The organism is Streptomyces sp. NPDC126503 (genome assembly GCF_040302405.1).
In the GTDB taxonomy this organism is placed as follows: domain Bacteria; phylum Actinomycetota; class Actinomycetes; order Streptomycetales; family Streptomycetaceae; genus Streptomyces; species Streptomyces gulbargensis.
This window is the reverse complement of the sequence record NZ_JBEORS010000006.1, coordinates 65,748-83,330: the sequence shown is the minus strand read 5'-3', so window position 1 is coordinate 83,330 and position 17,583 is coordinate 65,748. Positions and strand designations below refer to the sequence as shown.

At 73.7% G+C, this 17,583-nt stretch carries 18 protein-coding genes; 14 read left to right on the top strand and 4 right to left on the bottom strand.

The window, feature by feature from the left end; translation table 11 throughout:
- Positions 1 to 178 precede the first annotated feature (178 nt).
- Positions 179 to 1,150, top strand: a complete 972-nt coding sequence (locus ABTY40_RS10440) for a GlxA family transcriptional regulator (RefSeq protein WP_352059134.1) — start codon at positions 179 to 181, stop codon at positions 1,148 to 1,150.
- A gap of 61 nt (positions 1,151 to 1,211) precedes the next feature.
- Entirely contained in the window at positions 1,212 to 1,853 is a 642-nt protein-coding gene (locus ABTY40_RS10435; RefSeq protein WP_352059133.1) for a DJ-1/PfpI family protein, read from the top strand.
- Between the two features lie 64 nt (positions 1,854 to 1,917).
- Here the strand turns inward: ABTY40_RS10435 and ABTY40_RS10430 are convergent, their stop codons facing one another.
- Entirely contained in the window at positions 1,918 to 2,664 is a 747-nt protein-coding gene (locus ABTY40_RS10430) for an enoyl-CoA hydratase/isomerase family protein (protein WP_352059132.1), read from the bottom strand.
- A 66-nt stretch (positions 2,665 to 2,730) separates the two neighbouring features.
- Here ABTY40_RS10430 and ABTY40_RS10425 point away from each other — a divergent pair, with 66 nt between their 5' ends.
- Both ABTY40_RS10425 and ABTY40_RS10420 read left to right on the top strand, forming a co-directional pair.
- Positions 2,731 to 3,390 carry an HdeD family acid-resistance protein gene (locus ABTY40_RS10425; RefSeq protein WP_352059131.1) on the top strand — a complete coding sequence of 220 codons (660 nt, stop codon included), beginning with the start codon at positions 2,731 to 2,733 and terminating at the stop codon, positions 3,388 to 3,390.
- A gap of 130 nt (positions 3,391 to 3,520) precedes the next feature.
- A complete protein-coding gene (locus tag ABTY40_RS10420) occupies positions 3,521 to 4,042 on the top strand; it encodes an ATP-binding protein (RefSeq protein ID WP_352059317.1) in 522 nt (173 codons plus the stop codon).
- On the opposite strand, the gene idi is transcribed toward ABTY40_RS10420, so the two are convergent.
- From idi to ABTY40_RS10405, 3 genes are all read right to left on the bottom strand, one after another.
- The gene (gene idi, locus ABTY40_RS10415) at positions 4,008 to 4,628 is read right to left on the bottom strand and encodes an isopentenyl-diphosphate Delta-isomerase (RefSeq protein WP_352059130.1); all 621 of its coding nucleotides are present in this window, start codon (positions 4,626 to 4,628) and stop codon (positions 4,008 to 4,010) included. The two genes, ABTY40_RS10420 and idi, sit on opposite strands and share 35 nt — an antisense overlap.
- A gap of 150 nt (positions 4,629 to 4,778) precedes the next feature.
- A complete protein-coding gene (locus ABTY40_RS10410; RefSeq protein WP_352059129.1) occupies positions 4,779 to 6,050 on the bottom strand; it encodes a bifunctional class I SAM-dependent methyltransferase/N-acetyltransferase in 1,272 nt (423 codons plus the stop codon).
- A 189-nt stretch (positions 6,051 to 6,239) separates the two neighbouring features.
- Positions 6,240 to 7,181 carry a cation diffusion facilitator family transporter gene (locus tag ABTY40_RS10405; protein ID WP_352059128.1) on the bottom strand — a complete coding sequence of 314 codons (942 nt, stop codon included), beginning with the start codon at positions 7,179 to 7,181 and terminating at the stop codon, positions 6,240 to 6,242.
- A 446-nt stretch (positions 7,182 to 7,627) separates the two neighbouring features.
- Here ABTY40_RS10405 and ABTY40_RS10400 point away from each other — a divergent pair, with 446 nt between their 5' ends.
- The 10 genes from ABTY40_RS10400 (at position 7,628) to hpnD (ending at position 17,540) form a co-directional block, all read left to right on the top strand.
- On the top strand, positions 7,628 to 9,409 hold the full coding sequence (locus ABTY40_RS10400) for a DUF5941 domain-containing protein (RefSeq protein ID WP_352059316.1): 1,782 nt from the start codon (positions 7,628 to 7,630) through the stop codon (positions 9,407 to 9,409).
- The gene (locus tag ABTY40_RS10395; RefSeq protein ID WP_352059127.1) at positions 9,406 to 10,143 is read left to right on the top strand and encodes a phosphocholine cytidylyltransferase family protein; all 738 of its coding nucleotides are present in this window, start codon (positions 9,406 to 9,408) and stop codon (positions 10,141 to 10,143) included. The genes ABTY40_RS10400 and ABTY40_RS10395 overlap by 4 nt, the downstream gene beginning before the upstream one ends.
- Positions 10,131 to 11,192, top strand: a complete 1,062-nt coding sequence (locus tag ABTY40_RS10390; RefSeq protein WP_345283868.1) for an iron-containing alcohol dehydrogenase family protein — start codon at positions 10,131 to 10,133, stop codon at positions 11,190 to 11,192. The genes ABTY40_RS10395 and ABTY40_RS10390 overlap by 13 nt, the downstream gene beginning before the upstream one ends.
- Positions 11,170 to 11,949: a CDP-alcohol phosphatidyltransferase family protein gene (locus ABTY40_RS10385; protein WP_345283866.1), complete on the top strand. Its 780-nt coding sequence runs from the start codon at positions 11,170 to 11,172 to the stop codon at positions 11,947 to 11,949. Before ABTY40_RS10390 ends, ABTY40_RS10385 begins: the two co-directional genes overlap by 23 nt.
- Positions 11,950 to 11,996: 47 nt before the next feature.
- The gene (locus tag ABTY40_RS10380) at positions 11,997 to 12,842 is read left to right on the top strand and encodes a glycosyltransferase family 2 protein (protein ID WP_345284136.1); all 846 of its coding nucleotides are present in this window, start codon (positions 11,997 to 11,999) and stop codon (positions 12,840 to 12,842) included.
- A 49-nt stretch (positions 12,843 to 12,891) separates the two neighbouring features.
- Complete coding sequence (locus ABTY40_RS10375; RefSeq protein ID WP_352059126.1) at positions 12,892 to 13,821, top strand: ABC transporter permease; 930 nt, start codon at positions 12,892 to 12,894, stop codon at positions 13,819 to 13,821.
- Positions 13,814 to 14,599: an ABC transporter ATP-binding protein gene (locus ABTY40_RS10370; protein ID WP_309049865.1), complete on the top strand. Its 786-nt coding sequence runs from the start codon at positions 13,814 to 13,816 to the stop codon at positions 14,597 to 14,599. The genes ABTY40_RS10375 and ABTY40_RS10370 overlap by 8 nt, the downstream gene beginning before the upstream one ends.
- Positions 14,600 to 14,716: 117 nt before the next feature.
- Positions 14,717 to 15,367: a TetR/AcrR family transcriptional regulator gene (locus ABTY40_RS10365; protein WP_352059125.1), complete on the top strand. Its 651-nt coding sequence runs from the start codon at positions 14,717 to 14,719 to the stop codon at positions 15,365 to 15,367.
- A 314-nt stretch (positions 15,368 to 15,681) separates the two neighbouring features.
- Positions 15,682 to 16,593, top strand: coding sequence for a squalene synthase HpnC (gene hpnC / locus ABTY40_RS10360; RefSeq protein WP_352059124.1), 912 nt, complete (start codon positions 15,682 to 15,684; stop codon positions 16,591 to 16,593).
- On the top strand, positions 16,590 to 17,540 hold the full coding sequence (hpnD, locus tag ABTY40_RS10355; RefSeq protein ID WP_352059123.1) for a presqualene diphosphate synthase HpnD: 951 nt from the start codon (positions 16,590 to 16,592) through the stop codon (positions 17,538 to 17,540). The genes hpnC and hpnD overlap by 4 nt, the downstream gene beginning before the upstream one ends.
- The last annotated feature ends 43 nt before the right edge of the window (positions 17,541 to 17,583 follow it).

The window sequence follows — 17,583 nt, the reverse complement described above, 5'->3', positions numbered from 1 at the left end:
CGCGCACCTTACCTACCGGTCGGTACGTCAGGGAACGGGGGCCCGGTGTCCGCCCGTGGCCCGCTCCGCCTCCGTGCCCCCCGGCGGGAAAGGCCGCCGCCCGCCCGGAAGGCCGGTGGCAGGAAAGGTGGGGTCGGTGTCCTTGCGGACGCGCGCGGCCGGGCCGAAGGATGGGGGCATGGCCCGCCGCCCCGTGCTGATCGCCCTCTTCGACGACGTGCAGAGCCTCGACGTCACCGGCCCCCTGGAGGTCTTCTCGGGCGCCGGGGCGGCCGCCGGCGACCCCGGCGCGTACCCGGTCACCACCGCCTCCCTCGGCGGAGGCCCGGTCCGGACCAGCAGCGGCCTGCGGCTCCTGCCCGACACGGGCCTCGACGAGGCCGTCGCCGCCGGGCCGCCCCACACCCTCCTCGTCCCCGGTGGCAACGGCACACGGAGTCCCGACCCCGCCCTGATCGACTGGCTGCGCGTCCACGCGCCGCGCGCCGAACGACTGGTCTCGGTCTGCACCGGCGCCCTGCTCCTGGCCGAGGCGGGGCTCCTCGACGGCCACCGCGTCACCACCCACTGGAACGCCTGCGACCACCTGGCCCGCCGGCATCCCGGCGTCCTCGTCGACCCGGAACCGATCTTCGTCCGGGACGGCAGGCTCGCCACCTCCGCCGGCGTCACCGCGGGCATCGACCTCACCCTGGCCCTCGTCGAGGAGGACCTCGGCCGGGACGCCGCCCTCACCGTCGCCCGCCACCTGGTCGTCTTCCTCCGCAGGCCCGGCAACCAGGCCCAGTTCAGCGCCCAGCTGGCCGCCCAGACCGCCCGGCGCGAGCCGCTCAGGGACCTCCAGGCCTGGATCACCGAGCACCCCGAGGCGGACCTCTCCGTGGAGGCCCTCGCCGCCCGCGCCCGGCTCTCGCCCCGGCACTTCGCCCGCGCCTTCCGGGCGGAGACCGGCACCACCCCCGGCCGGTACGTCGACCGGGTCCGGCTCGAACACGCCCGGCGCCTCCTGGAGGAGACCACCCTCGGCGTGGAGGAGGTCGCCCGCGCCTCCGGCCACGGCACCTCCGAGGCCATGCGCCGCGCCTTCACCAAGGCGCTCGGCACCGCGCCGGCGGACTACCGCCGCCGTTTCCACGCCCCCGTCCGCTGACGGCCCGAATCCGTACCCCGCCCTCCGACGCCGGCACATCACCTACCTGAAAGGGACCCGCATGCAGATCGCCGTTCTCCTCTACCCCGGTTTCACCTCGCTCGACGCGGTCGGGCCGTACGAACTCCTCGCCCGGCTCCCCGGCGCCGAGACGGTCCTCGTGGCCCGCGAGACCGGCCCCGTCCGCAACGACCAGGGCAGCCTCGCCCTCGTCGCCGACCGGAGCCTGGCCGAGGTCCCGCACCCCGACATCGTCCTGGTCCCGGGCGGTCCCGACGCCCGGCAGGCGATGCACGACCCGGAGATCCGCGCCTGGCTCCGCTCCGCCGACGAGACCAGCACCTGGACCACCTCCGTCTGCACCGGCTCCCTCCTCCTCGGCGCCGCCGGGCTGCTCACCGGCCGCCGGGCCACCACCCACTGGCTGGCGTACGAGGAACTGCGCGCGCTCGGCGCCGAGCCCACGGGGGAGCGCGTCGTCTTCGACGGCAAGTACGTCACCGCCGCCGGGGTCTCCTCCGGCATCGACATGGCCCTGCACCTGCTCGGCCGGATCGCCGGCGACGAGACGGCCCAGACGGTCCAGCTCCTCACCGAGTACGACCCCCGGCCGCCCTACGACGCGGGCTCCCCGGACAAGGCCCCCGCCCACCTCGTCGCCCGCTGGCGCGACACCCGCACCGAGCAGCTCGCCGGGAACTAGCCCCCGGGGACCAGCCGCCCGGGGGCGCCCCAAGGCCCGGCCTTCCGTCGCCCGGGCGCGGACCTCAGCGCCCGTAGGTGAAGCGCGGCGCCCGGCGCTCCAGGAAGGCGGCGACGCCCTCGGCGGTGTCGCCGCTGCCCGCGGCCCGGTCCGCCCAGTAGGCGTCCCGGTCGGTGCGGCCGTCGGCGAAGTCCTTCGCCGACGCCTGGGTCAGCAGCGACCGGGAGGCGAGCACCCGGCAGAACGCGGCCACCCGCTCGTCCAGCGCTCCGCCCGCCGGGTGCACCTCGTCCACGAGACCGGTCCGCAGCGCCCGCTCGCTGTCGATCAGCTCGCCCGAGAAGAGGAGGTACTTGGCGGTCGACGGCCCGACGAGGGCGGTGAGCCGCCGGGTCGAGGAGGACGGGTAGACGATCCCCAGCTTGGCGGGGGTGATGCCGAACAGGGCCCCTTCCTCGGCGAAGCGCAGGTCGCAGGCGGCGGCGAGCTGGCTGCCGCCGCCCACGCAGAAGCCCCGGACGGCGGCGAGCGTCGGCTTCGGGAAGGCCGCGAGCGCCTCCTCGGCGCGGACCGCGAGGCGCTGCTGCTCGTCGCCCGGTTCCCGCAGCGTGGAGATGTCGGCGCCGGCGCAGAAGGTGTCGCCCGCCCCGGTGAGGACGAGCACCCGGACCGCCGGGTCGGCGGCCAGCCGGCCGAGGACGCCGGGCAGCGCCCGCCACATCGCGGCGGTCATCGCGTTGCGCTTGGCGGGGTGGGTGATGACGACGGTCGCGACCCCGTCCTCGACGGTGTCCCTCAGCTGCGGCTCCATGCGCCGGATGCTATCCACCGGGCCCGAACGTACGATCAGGAAGGGGTCGTTCCGAGGAGGCACCGCATGGCCAAGGACGCCCACGAGACGCACGACCGGGACCCCTACGGGGCCATGGCCCGCGAGGGGAAGCGGCTGAACCGCAGCTTCGGCTGGCTCGCCGCGTTCGGCGCCCTGCTCGTGATCGGGGGTGCCGTCGGCCTCGTCTACACGGGCCTCGCCACCCTCACCTCGATGCTGCTGTTCGGCTGGCTGCTGCTGATCGGCGGCCTGGTCGGACTGCTCCAGGCCGTCCAGTCCCGGGGCGGCGGCTACTTCTGGCTCGCGGTCGTGGTGGCCGCGCTGAACATCGCGGCCGGACTCGTCGTCATCCGCCACCCCGAGAGCTCGGCGGAGGCGCTGACGATGTTCGCCGCCCTGCTGTTCCTGACCGGCGGGGTGTTCCGGCTCGCCGGCAGCGTGGTGGTGCGCGGCCCACAGTTCGGCTGGACCCTGCTCCAGGGCGCCTTCGGGCTGCTGCTCGGCCTGCTCGTCCTCTTCGACTGGCCCTCCAGCAGCCGGTACGTCCTCGGGACCTTCTTCTCCCTGGCGCTCCTCTTCGACGGGCTCGGACTGATCGCCATCGGGGTGGGCGGCCGGCGGATCGTCGGTATGGTGACGCCGGACGCCTCGGCGGGGCGGCCGACGAAGCCCTCAGAAGACGTCCAGAACCGGTCGAACAACTGACATCGGCATACTCGGCCGATCAGAAGATGGTCGATAAGTGTCGACTTCTGGTCAGTAGGCCGGGCCGCCCCCTCCCATTGCCAAGACTCGATCCGTGGCGAGAATCGAGCACGAGGCCGGGAACCGGATCATGGAGACCCCTGGGGGTGTCCCCGCCCGGCCGCCGTCCTACGAAGGAGTCTGGCGCTTCACCGCTCCCGCGGTCGACGTCTCCGTCCCCCAGGCCCGGCACGCCGTACGCGACCTGCTGGTGCGCCAGGGGGTCCCCGTCCATGACGACATCCTGCACGGCCTGCTGGTGATCGTCTCCGAACTGGTCACCAACGCCGTCCGGCACGCGGCGCTGCTCTCCCCGGAGATAGCGGTGGAGGTGGCGATCGGTCCCGAGTGGATCCGGGTCTCGGTCGAGGACAACCACCCCTACCGGCCCAAGGCCCTGGAGGCGGACTACGGCCAGACCGGCGGCCGCGGCCTGCTCCTCGTCCGGGAGATCGCCCTGGAGTCCGGCGGCACCTGCGACGTCGAGCACACCGCGACCGGCGGCAAGATCATCTGGGCGGCGCTGCCCCTGTACCCGGTCGCGGCCCCGGCTCCCGGGGCCGCGCCGGAGACGCGGATCACCAGCCCCCGGCCGGACCCGTCAGCTCCCTGACGGCCGGGCGCGCCGCGTCCAGGACCGTCATGAACCAGGCCGAGAACGGCGCCGTCGCGTGCCGCTCGGCCAGTTCCCCGGCGGTCACGAAGGCGGTCTCCTCGATCTCCTCCGGGTCCGGACGCGGCGCCGCCTGCACCATCCCGACGAAGAGGTGGTTGTACTCCTGCTCCACCAGACCGGAGGCCGGGTCCGGGTGGTTGTAGCGGACCGTGCCCGCCTCGGCGAGGAGCGTCGGCGAGACCCCGAGCTCCTCGAAGGTGCGCCGGGCGGCCGCCGCGAAGGGGGCCTCGCCCGGGTAGGGGTGGCCGCAGCAGGTGTTCGACCAGACACCGGGGGAGTGGTACTTGCCGAGGGCGCGGCGCTGGAGCAGCAGCCGCCCCGCCTCGTCGAAGAGGAAGACCGAGAAGGCGCGGTGCAGCCGGCCCGGCGCCTGGTGCGCGGCCAGCTTCTCCGCCGTACCGATGGTCCTCCCGTCCTCGTCGACCAGTTCGAGCATGATCGGCGCCGGGTCTCCCGACGGCTGGACACCGTTCGACGGGGTCTCCGGCGAGATCTGTGCCGCGGTGGCTGGTGTGGTCGGCATACCCATCCTTCGCTTCGGTCCTCGGCCCGCTCGGGCCACCTCAGTCTGCCGTACAAAACCGGCTTGTCCGTACTTCGGCGGCCGGACCGCGCCGCTCCCACCGCACCGGAGTACACCGGCACGGCGGGAGCGGCGGTCACGCGGCGGACGTCAGACCCCGAAAGCCGCCGGATAGACGAGGGCGCCCCCGGGGACGGGCGCCGAGGCGTCCAGGACCAGCGCCATCATCGCCTCGTCCGGGACCTCGAAACCTGGCCGGATCCCGTACGCGGACGCCCGTACGAAGCCGAACCGGGGGTAGTACTCCGGATGGCCGAGCACCAGCACCAGCCGTTCGCCGGCCAGGCGGGCCGCGTCGAGGATCGCCCGTACGACGGCCTGGCCCGCCCCCGACCGCTGGTGCTCCGGCGCCACCGACACCGGCGCGAGGGCCGCCGCGGGCTCCCCGCCCACCCGGCACCGGGTGATCAGCGCGTGGGCCGCCACCGTGCCGTCGGGCGCCTCCGCCACGTACGACAGGCCGGGCAGCCAGGCGCCGGGGTCGGCGCGCAGGGCGTCGACCAGGCCGGCCTCCGCCTCCCGCCCGAAGGCGGCGGTCACCACCCCGCGCACCGCCGCCCGGTCACCGGGCCGCTCGGGGCGGACGGTCCAGCGCGGATCCGCCGGCCGCAGGGCGAAACCGGCGTAGCCGTACTCGCCGCCGTGCTCGCGGCGCAGGGCGATCTCCGCCCGGGCGCCGGCCACCGCGGCGGCCATGCCCGGCCGCGTGGTGTCCGCCGCGTCGGCGTGCGCGGCGAGCGGTCCGTAGTACTCGTCCCAGTCGGTCTCCGGCTGGAGGAAGGTCCCGAGGACGTGGTAGCCGGCCGCGACCGCCGCCGCCGCGTTCGCGGTGACGGTACGGAGCGGATAGTGCGGATCCCAGAAGGCGCGGGCCTGCGGGCCCGGCTCCCCGGTGGTCCACACGCACTCGGTCAGCACCAGGGTGCCGCCGGGCGCGAGCAGCCGCCGCCACGCGGCGAGCGCCCGGTCGAAGCCGACGACGAAGACGGAGCTCTCGGCCCACACCAGGTCGAAGGAGCCGTCGGGGAAGGGCGGCGCGGCCATGTCGGCGCGCACCGGCCGGATCCGGCCGGCGAGACCGCGCGCGGCGGCGGCCGCCCGCAGTTCGTCCAGGAACGGCTCGTGGGTGTCGACGGCGGTCACCTCGGCACCGGCCTCGGCGGCCAGGAGCAGCGCGGAACGCCCCGGACCGCAGCCCAGGTCGAGCACGCGCGGACGCTCCGGGAGCGTCCCGGCGAGCGAGAGGAGCCGGCGGGTGGTGGCGTCGGAGCCGGGGCCCTGCCGCGGCAGACCGTGGTGCAGGGCGAAGAACGCCTCGTGCGAGGCGGACGGGTCGTGCGGGGAGGAAGCGTGGTCGGACAACGTGGAAACCCTCGGTGAGAAGGGCCCCGGCCGACGACGTGACGTACCGGTGGAAGGACCGGGATCAGGCCGACCGGAGGCCCGGGAGCGGGAAGCGGGACCGGGCACGGCCGCGCGGGGCGGCCTCCGTCGCGACGGTCATCACCCTCAGCTCCTCTCCTCCACGTCTCTGTCCGGGGAGCCTAACAGTCAGAGGCAGAGCTTCGCCTCGTGCGCGGCGTGCCCGGCCGGCTCCAGCTGGAAGGTGCAGTGCTCCACGTCGAAGTGGGAGCCCACGCAGCCCTGGAGTTCGTGGAGCAGCTTCTCGTGCCCGACGGAGTCGAGCGCGCCCTGGTCCACCACCACGTGCGCGGAGAGGACCGGCATCCCGGAGGTGATCGTCCAGGCGTGCAGGTCGTGCACGTCCTCCACGCCGGGCAGGGCCAGGATGTGGGCCCGTACCTCGGCCATGTCGACCCCCTTGGGCGCCGCCTCCAGGAGCACGTCGAGCGTCTCGCGCAGCAGCTTCACCGTGCGCGGCACGATCATCAGACCGATCACGAGCGAGGCGATGGGGTCCGCGTACTGCCAGCCGGTCAGCAGGATGATCCCGGCCGCGACGATCACGGTCACCGAGCCCAGCGCGTCCGCCAGGACCTCCAGGTACGCCCCGCGCACGTTGAGGCTCTCCTTCTGCCCCCGCATCAGCAGGGACAGCGAGATCACGTTGGCCACCAGACCGACGGTCGCGAAGGCGATGGCGACCCCGCCCTTCGTCCCGGCCGGCTCCATGAACCGCTGCACCGCCTCGTACAGGACGTAGCCGCCCACGCCGAGCAGCAGCAGACAGTTGGCGAGGGCCGCCAGTATCTCGGCCCGCGCGAAGCCGTAGGTGCGGTTGCCGGACGGCGGCCGGTTGGCGAAGTGGATGGCCAGCAGCGCCATCGCGAGGCCGACCGCGTCGGTCGCCATGTGCGCCGCGTCCGCGATCAGCGCGAGCGAGTCCGCGACCACACCGCCGATGATCTCGATCACCATCACGGAGAGGGTGATGCCGAGCGCGATCCGCAGCCGGCTGCGGTACGCCGCCCCCGCGGTCCCCGTCGGCGGCGTCCCCCCGTGGCTGTGCCCGTGGTCGTGTCCAGCCCCCATGCCCATGGCCTCCCGGTCGAGTCGTACTCCTGTGCCCCGAGACGCCAGTGAACTACGGGTGGGGGGTATGTGCAACACGGTACTGAACACCGTTGTCATTGGCTCTGACCTGCGGTGATGTCCGCCCTGGCCACGGGGCGCGGGGAGGGGACACGGTTCGGCCGACGCCTCCCGCGCTCCTCTCCGGGACCGTCCGGGGGCGCCCCCTCCCGCGGCCGGACAGCCGGCCACCGATCGCCCAGGGCGATCACCGCCACGGGCGGCGCGGCCGTGCGGACACCGCGGGGCCCGGGGGAGTCCTCCCCGCGAAGCCTCGGTGAACTCCGCCTCCGTTCATCCGATAGCCTCAGCCGACGTGCCGCCGCCCGGTGCCGGGCCCGCACCGCCGTGCCCGGGGCAGCCAAGGCCCCGCCGGCCCCTCCGTCAGCTCCAAGGAGTGAGTTCGTCTGTCGACCGCCATCCTCACCGGCCCGCCGGCACCCGGATCCTCGCTCGACGACGATCTGCGGTCGCTCGGCTTCGACGTCCGGGTCGCCTCCGGCCCCGAGGAGACCGGTGCCCTCCTGGCCGCCGTCCCGGCCGCCGAACGCGTCGCGCTCGTCGACCCCCGCTTCGTCGGGCACCTGCACGCCCTGCGCCTCGCGCTCACCGACCCCCGGTTCCCGGCCGCCGCCGCACCCGGCGCCCTCACCGCCCAGCGCGAGGCCCGCCCCGCGCTCACCCGCGCACTGGCCGCCGCCACCGGCGCCGACGACCTGACCGGCACCCTGGCCGACGCCCTGGACGCCGACGGCGTCCCCGTCCACCGGCCCCAGCTCGGCACCCTCGTCGCCACCGTGCCCACCGACGCCGCCGCCCGCCACGAGGCCCGCGCCGCCGTCGCCGCCGTCGACGACGAGGCCGTCCGCCTCCGCTCCGCCGTGAAGGCGCACGACGGCTTCTTCACCACCTTCTTCATCAGCCCGTACTCGCGGTACATCGCCCGCTGGTGCGCGCGCCGGGGACTCACCCCCAACCAGGTCACCACCGCCTCGCTGCTCACCGCCCTCGTCGCGGCCGGCTGCGCGGCCACCGGCACCCGCGGCGGCTACGTCGCCGCCGGCGTCCTCCTCATCGTCTCCTTCGTCCTCGACTGCACCGACGGGCAGCTCGCCCGCTACGCGCTCCGGTACTCGACGATGGGCGCCTGGCTCGACGCCACCTTCGACCGCGCCAAGGAGTACGCCTTCTACGCGGGCCTCGCCCTCGGCGCCGCCCGCGACGGCGACGACGTCTGGGCCCTCGCCCTCGGCGCCATGGTCCTCATGACCTGCCGCCACGTCGTCGACTTCTCCTTCAACGAGGCGAACGCCCCGACCGCGGGGGCCGCCGCGAAGACCGGCCTGGCCCTCTCCAGCAGGCTCGACAGCGTCGGGTGGACCGTCTGGGCCCGCCGCATGATCATCCTGCCGATCGGCGAGCGCTGGGCGATGATCGCCGTCCTCACCGCCCTCACCAGCCCCCGCGTCGTCTTCTGGGCCCTGATCGCCGGCTGCGCCTTCGGCGCCTGCTACACCACCGCCGGCCGGCTGCTGCGCTCGCTGTCCCGCAGGGGCGCGGGCCGGACCGAACGGGCCGCCCGGGCGCTCGCCGACCTGGCCGACTCCGGTCCGCTCGCCGAACTCGTCGCGAAGGCCGGCCGCCGCGTCCCGGCGTCCGCCCCCCTCGCCGCCCTCCTCGGTGCCGCCCTGATGATCGCGGGCGCGCTCCTGCTGCCCTTCGGCGACCCCCGCCTGATCGCCGTCGCCGCCGGCTACGCGGTCCTCGCCGGCCTCGCCGTCGCCCGCCCCCTCAAGGGCGCCCTCGACTGGCTGGTCCCCCCCTTCTTCCGCGCCGCCGAGTACACCACCGTCCTCGTCCTCGCCGCCCGCTCCGACGTCCCGCAGGCCCTCCCCGCCGCGTTCGGGCTGGTCGCGGCGGTCGCCTACCATCACTACGACACGGTGTACCGCATCCGCGGCGGCACCGGCGCGCCGCCCTCGTGGCTGGTGCGCGTCATCGGCGGACACGAGGGGCGCACGCTCCTGGTGGCCGTCCTCGCCGCCCTGCTCGCGGACCGCGGCGACGACTTCACCCCGGCAGTGACCGCCCTCGCGGGCGCCGTCGCGCTCGTGGTGCTCGTGGAGTCCATCCGCTTCTGGGTCTCCTCCGGAGCACCCGCCGTTCACGACGAAGGAGAAACAGCATGATCGGCCTCGTACTGGCAGCCGGTGCCGGACGGCGTCTGCGCCCCTACACCGACACCCTTCCGAAGGCCCTCGTGCCTGTCGACGGTGACACCACCGTCCTCGACCTCACGCTGAAGAACTTCGCGGAGATCGGCCTCACCGAGGCCGCGATCGTCGTCGGCTACCGCAAGGAGGCCGTCTACGCGCGCAAGGAGGCCCTGGAGGCGAAGTACGGCCTGAAGCTCACCCTCGTCGACAACGACAAGGCCGAGGAGTGGAACAACGCCTACTCCCTCTGGTGCGCGCGTGAGGTCCTCAAGCGCGGTGTGATCCTCGCCAACGGCGACACCGTCCACCCGGTCTCCGTCGAGAAGACCCTGCTCGCCGCCCGCGGCAACGGCCAGAAGATCATCCTCGCCCTCGACACGGTGAAGAACCTCGCCGACGAGGAGATGAAGGTCATCACCGCCGAGGGCGAGGGCGTCCGGCGCATCACCAAGCTCATGGACCCGGCGACCGCCACCGGCGAGTACATCGGCGTCACGCTCATCGAGCCCGAGGCCGCCGAGGAGCTCGCCGACGCCCTCAAGGCCACCTTCGAGCGCGACCCCGACCTCTACTACGAGGACGGCTATCAGGAGCTCGTCAACCGTGGCTTCACCGTCGACGTGGCCCCCATCGGCGACGTCAAGTGGGTCGAGATCGACAACCACGACGACCTCGCGAAGGGCCGTGAGATCGCGTGCCAGTACTGACCCGGCTGATCCCCTCGCCGGTCGTCGTCGACATCCGCGGCGGAGCGCTGGACGACCTGTCCGCGCTCCTCGCGGACCAGCGGATCTCCAGCAACGGCAAGATCGCCGTCGCCATCAGCGGCGGCTCGGGCCTCAAGCTGCGGGACCGCTTCGCCGCCGAGCTGCCGGGTGCCGACTGGTACCCGGTGGCGGGCGGCACCATCGACGAGGCCGTGAAGCTCGCCGACGCCATGCGCGGCAAGCGGTACGACGCGGTGGTGGCCCTCGGCGGCGGCAAGATCATCGACGTGACCAAGTACGCGGCGGCCCGGGTCGGCCTGCCGCTGGTCGCCATCGCCACCAACCTGTCGCACGACGGCATCTGCTCGCCGATCTCGACCCTCGACAACGACAACGGTCGCGGCTCCTACGGCGTCCCCACCCCGATCGCCCTGGTCATCGACCTGGACGTGATCCGGGACGCCCCCGTGCGCTACGTCCGCTCCGGCATCGGGGACGCGATCTCCAACCTCTCCGCCATCGCCGACTGGGAGCTCTCCCACCGCGAGACCGGCGAGAAGGTCGACGGCCTCGCCGCCGCCATGGCCCGCAGCGCGGGCGAGGCGGTGCTGCGCCACCCCGGCGGCGTCGGCGACGACGACTTCCTCGTCACCCTCTCCGAGGGCCTGGTGATGTCCGGCATCGCCATGTCGATCAGCGGCGACAGCCGCCCCTCCTCGGGCGCCTGCCACGAGATCAGCCACGCCTTCGACCTGCTCTACCCGGCCCGCGCCGCCAGCCACGGCGAGCAGTGCGGACTCGGCGCGGCCTTCGCCATGCACCTGCGCGGGGCCCGCGAGGAGTCCGCGCTGATGGTCGAGACGCTGCGCCGGCACGGCCTCCCGGTGGTCCCGGAGGAGATGGGCTTCACCGTGGACGAGTTCGTACGGGCGGTCTCCTTCGCCCCGCAGACCCGCCCCGGCCGCTTCACCATCCTGGAACACCTCGACCTGTCCGACGACGAGATCAGGGACGCGTACGCCGACTATGCCCAAGCCATCGGTAGCTGAGCTCCGCCCGGTCGTCCACCCGCCGGGTGTGAAGGACCGGCGGAGCGGCGAGCACTGGGGCGGCCGCCTGTACATGCGGGAGATCTCCCTGCGGATCACCCGCCACCTGGTGACGACCCGGGTCACGCCCAACCAGCTGACCTACCTGATGACGGTGTGCGGTGTCCTCGCCGCGCCCGCCCTCCTGGTGCCCGGCATCCCGGGGGCCGTGCTCGGCGTGGTGATGGTCCAGCTCTACCTGCTGCTCGACTGCGTCGACGGCGAGGTGGCCCGCTGGAAGAAGCAGTACTCGCTCGGCGGGGTCTACCTGGACCGGGTCGGCGCCTACCTCTGCGACGCCGCGGTGCTCGCCGGCTTCGGCCTGCGCGCCGCGGACCTGTGGGGGCCGGGGCGGATCGACTGGCTGTGGGCCTTCCTCGGCACGCTCGCCGCCCTCGGCGCCATCCTGATCAAGGCCGAGACCGACCTCGTCGGTGTCGCCCGTCACCAGGGCGGCCTGCCGCCGGTGCAGGAGTCGGCGGCGGAGCCCCGCTCCTCCGGCATGGCGCTGGCCCGCCGGGCCGCCGCCGCCCTGAAGTTCCACCGGCTGATCCTGGGGATCGAGGCCTCCCTCCTGATCCTGGTCCTCGCGATCGGCGATCAGATCCGGGGCGACCTCTTCCTCTCCCGTCTCGGCGTCGCCGTACTCGCCGGGATCGCCCTCCTCCAGACCGTGCTGCACCTGGTGTCGATCCTGGTGTCCAGCAGGCTGAGGTGAGGACCGCCGTGGGCACCCCGCCGAAGGTGGGCGCGGTCGTCATCACCATGGGCGACCGCCCCGACGACCTGCGCGCCCTGCTCGACTCGATCGCCGCGCAGGACGGCGACCCCGTCGAGGTCGTCGTGGTCGGCCAGGGCGCCCCGGTCACCGGGGTGCCCGACGGGGTGCGCACGGTCGAGCTGCCCGAGAACGTGGGCATCCCCGCCGGCCGGAACGTGGGCATCGAGGCCTTCGGACCCGGCGGCGGGGACGTGGACGTCCTGCTGTTCCTGGACGACGACGGGCTGCTCGCCCACCGGGACACCGCGGAGCTGGTCCGCCAGGCCTTCACCGCGGACCCGCGCCTCGGCATCATCAGCTTCCGGATCGCCGACCCGGACACCGGCGCCACCCAGCGCCGGCACGTGCCGCGCCTGCGAGCCTCCGACCCGATGCGCTCCTCCCGGGTGACCACCTTCCTCGGCGGCGCCAACGCCGTGCGCACCAAGGTCTTCGCCGAAGTCGGCACGCTGCCCGGCGAGTTCTTCTACGCGCACGAGGAGACCGACCTCGCCTGGCGCGCGCTCGACGCCGACTGGATGATCGACTACCGTTCCGACATGGTGCTGCTGCACCCCACCACCGCACCCTCCCGCCACGCGACGTACCACTTCAACGTGGCCCGCAACCGAGTGTGGCTGGCACGTCGCAACCTGCCCGCGCCCCTGGTGCCGGTCTATCTCGGCGTCTGGCTCCTGCTCACCCTGGCCCGGCGGCCCTCGCCCTCCGCGCTGAAGGCGTGGGCCGGCGGATTCCGCGCCGGGTGGACGTCTCCCTGCGGTCCGCGGCGCCCGATGAGATGGCGTACGGTGTGGCGGCTGACCCGGCTGGGTCGCCCCCCGGTCGTCTGACATCGTGGTACCCGACGTGCCGCGCATCTTGAACACGAAAGTTTCGACTGTGAGTGACACACACCAGGGCGGGGCGGTCGCGACGAGCGCGCCTCCGTCCGTCGACGAGGGCCTGGCCCCGGCCGAGCTGGCCGCCAAGTACGGTCTCTCGGTCAGCGGCGCCCGGCCCGGGCTGTTCGAGTACGTCCGCCAGCTGTGGAGCCGCCGCCACTTCATCCTGGCCTTCTCCTCCGCCAAGCTGACCGCCCAGTACAGCCAGGCCAAGCTCGGCCAGGTGTGGCAGGTGGCGACCCCGCTGCTCAACGCCCTGGTCTACTACCTGATCTTCGGGCTGATCCTCGGCGCGGGCCGGGGCATGAGCGAGGACGTCTACATCCCCTTCCTCGTCACCGGCATCTTCGTGTTCACCTTCACGCAGAGCTCCGTGATGGCGGGCGTACGGTCGATCTCGGGCAACCTGGGCCTGGTCCGCGCCCTGCACTTCCCGCGCGCGACCCTGCCGATCTCCTTCTCGCTCCAGCAGCTCCAGCAGCTGCTGTTCTCGATGATCGTGCTCGTCGCGATCGCCATGGCCTTCGGCAGCTACCCCTCGGCCAGCTGGCTGCTGCTGATCCCCGCGCTGTTCCTCCAGTTCGTGTTCAACGTGGGACTCGCGATGATCGTGGCCCGGATGGGCGCCAAGACGCCCGACCTCGCGCAGCTGATGCCCTTCGTCATGCGCACCTGGATGTACGCCTCGGGCGTGATGTTCTCCATCCCCGCGATGCTCTCCGACAAGCCCGCGTGGATCGCCGACGTCCTCATGTACAACCCGGCGGCGGTCTACATGGACCTGATCCGCTTCGCGCTGATCGACGGATACGGCTCCGAGAACCTGCCGTCGCACGTCTGGGCGACCGCGCTCGGCTGGGCCCTGGCCTTCGGCATCGGCGGCTTCGTCTACTTCTGGAAGGCCGAGGAGAGGTACGGCCGTGGCTGACACCGACCGGGGCAACGTCCCCACCGTCATCTGCGACGACGTCCACATCGTCTACCGGGTCAACGCCGGCGGCGGGGGCAAGGGCAGCGCCACGGCCGCCCTGAGCCGGATCCTGGGCCGCGGCAAGGCCGAGGTCACCCGGGGCGTCCGCAAGGTCCACGCGGTCCGCGGCGTCACCTTCACCGCCTACCGAGGCGAGGCCATCGGCCTCATCGGCTCCAACGGCTCCGGCAAGTCCACGCTGCTGCGCGCCATCGCCGGACTGCTCCCCACCGAGAGCGGCAAGGTCTACACCGACGGCCAGCCCTCGCTGCTCGGCGTCAACGCGGCCCTGATGAACGACCTGACCGGCGAGCGCAACGTGATCCTGGGCGGCCTGGCCATGGGCATGAGCCGCGAGGAGGTGCGCGAGCGCTACCAGGACATCGTCGACTTCTCCGGCATCAACGAGAAGGGCGACTTCATCAGCCTGCCGATGCGGACGTACTCCTCCGGCATGGGCGCCCGCCTCCGCTTCGCCATCGCCGCCGCCAAGAACCACGACGTCCTCCTCATCGACGAGGCCCTCGCGACCGGCGACCGCAAGTTCCAGATCCGCTCCGAGGAGCGCATCAGGGAGCTGCGCAAGGAGGCCGGCACGGTCTTCCTCGTCAGCCACAGCAACAAGTCCATCCGGGACACCTGCGACCGGGTGCTCTGGCTGGAGAAGGGCCAGCTCCTCATGGACGGGCCCACCGACGAGGTGCTCAAGGCGTACGAGCGCGAGACCGCCCGCTGAGTCGCGCGACCCCTCGGAGATCCCCCTGCCGGACCGGCCCGGCAGGGGGATCCGGCGTCCCGCGCGTCGCGCCCCGCGCGGAATGTTCATGCGGTCAACATCGGGCAGGATGACCCCATGGCAGCGACCTCGGGCGGGAAGACCTATCACCACGGCGATCTGCGCAACGCGCTGATCGGCGCGGCCGTCGACCTGGCCACCGAGGGCGGCCCCGAGAGGGTCGTCCTGCGCGAGGCGGCCCGCCGGGTCGGTGTCTCGCCCACCGCCGCCTACCGCCACTTCGCGGGCCGGGGCGAACTGCTCCGTACGGTCAGGAGCCACGCCCGGCGGCGGCTGGCCGCGGCCATGGAACGGACCGCCGCCCGGGAACCCGGCGCCGACGACCCCGTCCTCGCCGCCGAGCGCCGGCTCGCCGCCCTCTGCCGTGGATACATCGCCTTCGCCCTCGAACAGCCCGGCCTCTACCGGGCCGCGTTCCACACCGTCCGCCCGGCCCCCGGGCACGGCTCCGCCGCCGACCCCCCCACCGAGGAGCCCGAGTGCCGGGCCTTCGCCCTGCTGGGGGAGGCGCTGGAGGTCCTTGGCCGGTTCCGTACGCCCTCCGGCACCGCGAGCCGCCCGGCCGCCTGCGCGGCGGTGTGGTCGGCCGTGCACGGACTGTCACTGCTCCTGCTCGACGGGCCGCTGCGGCGCCTGCCGGCCCAGCGCCGGGACGCGGTCGTGGAGACGACGCTTGCCATGGTCGTCTCCGGCACCCGAGCCCTCTGACCGGCGCCGTCACCCCAACATGGCGCCCAGCGGCGGCAGTTGGGGGACGCGCCGGCACGCGCCCTCCGGCGCCCGGCACCCCCGCACGGCGATGCGTCCCGTACGACGTAAGCTGTACCGGTCCGTTCCGTGGCACACAGGGTGACATCCCCCGAAGCCACCGACCCACCTTCGAGGTCCCTCCGGCAGGGCTCGGCGGCGTGTCCGAAATAGGATGGATCGGATCGGCAGTGTAGAACGGGAGATGTGACGGCCATGACGCAGAATCTCCAGCTCCACGAGGGTGTCGCCGTCCCCGCGCCGGGCGCCGCCCGGTGACGGCAACCCCGCAGGCGCGGCCCGGCGCCCCCTCGCGCACCACCCTCGGCAAGGCCGCGGACGAGAACTTCCCCGTGGCCCCCTTCTTCGTGCCCCGTGCCTGGCGCGAGGACCTCATGGCCGTCTACGGATACGCCCGCCTCGTCGACGACATCGGCGACGGCGACCTGGCCCCCGGCGGCGGCGACGCCCGCCTCCTCGGCCTCGGCCCCGACCGCGCCGACGACCGGCTCGCCCTCCTCGACGCCTTCGAGGCCGACCTCCACCGCGTCTTCGACGGCACCCCCCGCCACCCGCTGCTCCGCGCCCTCCGGCCCACGGTGCGGCGCCACGGGCTCACCCCCGAACCCTTCCTCGGCCTGATCGCCGCCAACCGGCAGGACCAGCTCGTACGCCGCTACGAGACGTACGACGACCTCCTGGCCTACTGCGAACTCTCCGCCAACCCCGTCGGCCGCCTCGTCCTCGCCCTCACCGGCACCGCCACCCCCGAACGCGTCCGCCGCTCCGACGAGATCTGCACCGCCCTCCAGATCGTCGAACACCTCCAGGACGTCGCCGAGGACCTCCGTCGCGACCGGATCTACCTCCCGGCCGAGGACCTCAAGCGCTTCCACGTCACCGAGGACGACCTCGCCCGGCCCACCGCCGGCGCCTCCGTCCGGGCCCTCGTCGCCTTCGAGGCCGACCGCGCCCGCGCCCTCCTCCACGCCGGAACCCCCCTCGTCGGCAGCGTCCGCGGGCGCCTGAAGCTCCTCCTCGCCGGGTTCACCGCCGGCGGCCTCGCCGCGCTCGACGCCGTCGCCGCCGCCGGATTCGACGTACTGCCCGGCCCGCCGGGGCCCACCAAGCCGAGCCTGATGCGCCAGGCGGGAGCCGTGCTGCTCAGGGCGCGGAGAGAGGGGTGAACGCCACCGTGGAGGAACAGCCCCGGACGTCCGCGCCCGTGCGCGCCGCGTACGGCTACTGCGAGGCCGTCACCGGACAGCAGGCCCGCAACTTCGCCTACGGGATCCGCCTCCTGCCCGCCGAGAAGCGCCAGGCGATGTCCGCCCTGTACGCGTTCTCCCGGCGCGTCGACGACATCGGCGACGGCACGCTGCCGCCCGAGGAGAAGCGGGAGCGCCTGGAGGCCACCCGCGCCGTGCTCGACCGGATCCGCGGGGGCGAGGTCGCCGAGGACGACACCGACCCGGTCGCCGTCGCGCTCGCCGACGCCGCCCGCCGCTTCCCGATCCCCCTCGGCGGCCTCGACGAACTCATCGACGGCGTCCTCATGGACGTGCGCGGTGCCACCTACGAGACCTGGGACGACCTCAAGGTCTACTGCCGGTGCGTCGCCGGCGCCATCGGCCGCCTCTCGCTCGGCGTCTTCGGCACGCAGCCCGGCGCCGCCGGGGCCGACCGGGCCCCGGAGTACGCCGACACCCTGGGGCTCGCGCTCCAACTCACCAACATCCTCAGGGACGTCCGCGAGGACGCCGCGGGCGGCCGGACCTACCTGCCCGCCGACGACCTCGCCAAGTTCGGCTGCCAGGACGGCTTCGGCGCCGCCACCCCGCCCGCCGGCGCCGACTTCGCCGGCCTCGTCCACTTCGAAGTGCGCCGCGCCCGCGCCCTGTTCGCCGAGGGCTACCGGCTGCTCCCCCTGCTCGACCGGCGCAGCGGCGCCTGCGTCGCCGCGATGGCCGGCATCTACCGCCGCCTCCTCGACCGCATCGAGCGCGACCCCGGGGCCGTACTCCGCGGCCGTGTCTCGCTCCCCGGCCGCGAGAAGGCGTACGTGGCCGTCCGCGGCCTCTCCGGCCTGGACGCCCGCCACATCGCCCGCCGCACCCTTCGGAGCACGGCGTGACACGCCCGCTGTCCTGGGGTCCGTGCGGGCGGGCCCCCGACCG

Bases quoted from the DNA above. Each gene is read 5' to 3' on its own strand.
- ABTY40_RS10440 (WP_352059134.1), top strand. From the start codon at position 179: ATGGCCCGCCGCCCCGTGCTGATCGCCCTCTTCGACGACGTGCAGAGC.
- ABTY40_RS10435 (WP_352059133.1), top strand. From the start codon at position 1,212: ATGCAGATCGCCGTTCTCCTCTACCCCGGTTTCACCTCGCTCGACGCG.
- ABTY40_RS10430 (WP_352059132.1), bottom strand. From the start codon at position 2,664: ATGGAGCCGCAGCTGAGGGACACCGTCGAGGACGGGGTCGCGACCGTC.
- ABTY40_RS10425 (WP_352059131.1), top strand. From the start codon at position 2,731: ATGGCCAAGGACGCCCACGAGACGCACGACCGGGACCCCTACGGGGCC.
- ABTY40_RS10420 (WP_352059317.1), top strand. From the start codon at position 3,521: ATGGAGACCCCTGGGGGTGTCCCCGCCCGGCCGCCGTCCTACGAAGGA.
- idi (WP_352059130.1), bottom strand. From the start codon at position 4,628: ATGCCGACCACACCAGCCACCGCGGCACAGATCTCGCCGGAGACCCCG.
- ABTY40_RS10405 (WP_352059128.1), bottom strand. From the start codon at position 7,181: ATGGGGGCTGGACACGACCACGGGCACAGCCACGGGGGGACGCCGCCG.
- ABTY40_RS10395 (WP_352059127.1), top strand. From the start codon at position 9,406: ATGATCGGCCTCGTACTGGCAGCCGGTGCCGGACGGCGTCTGCGCCCC.
- ABTY40_RS10385 (WP_345283866.1), top strand. From the start codon at position 11,170: ATGCCCAAGCCATCGGTAGCTGAGCTCCGCCCGGTCGTCCACCCGCCG.
- ABTY40_RS10380 (WP_345284136.1), top strand. From the start codon at position 11,997: ATGGGCGACCGCCCCGACGACCTGCGCGCCCTGCTCGACTCGATCGCC.
- ABTY40_RS10365 (WP_352059125.1), top strand. From the start codon at position 14,717: ATGGCAGCGACCTCGGGCGGGAAGACCTATCACCACGGCGATCTGCGC.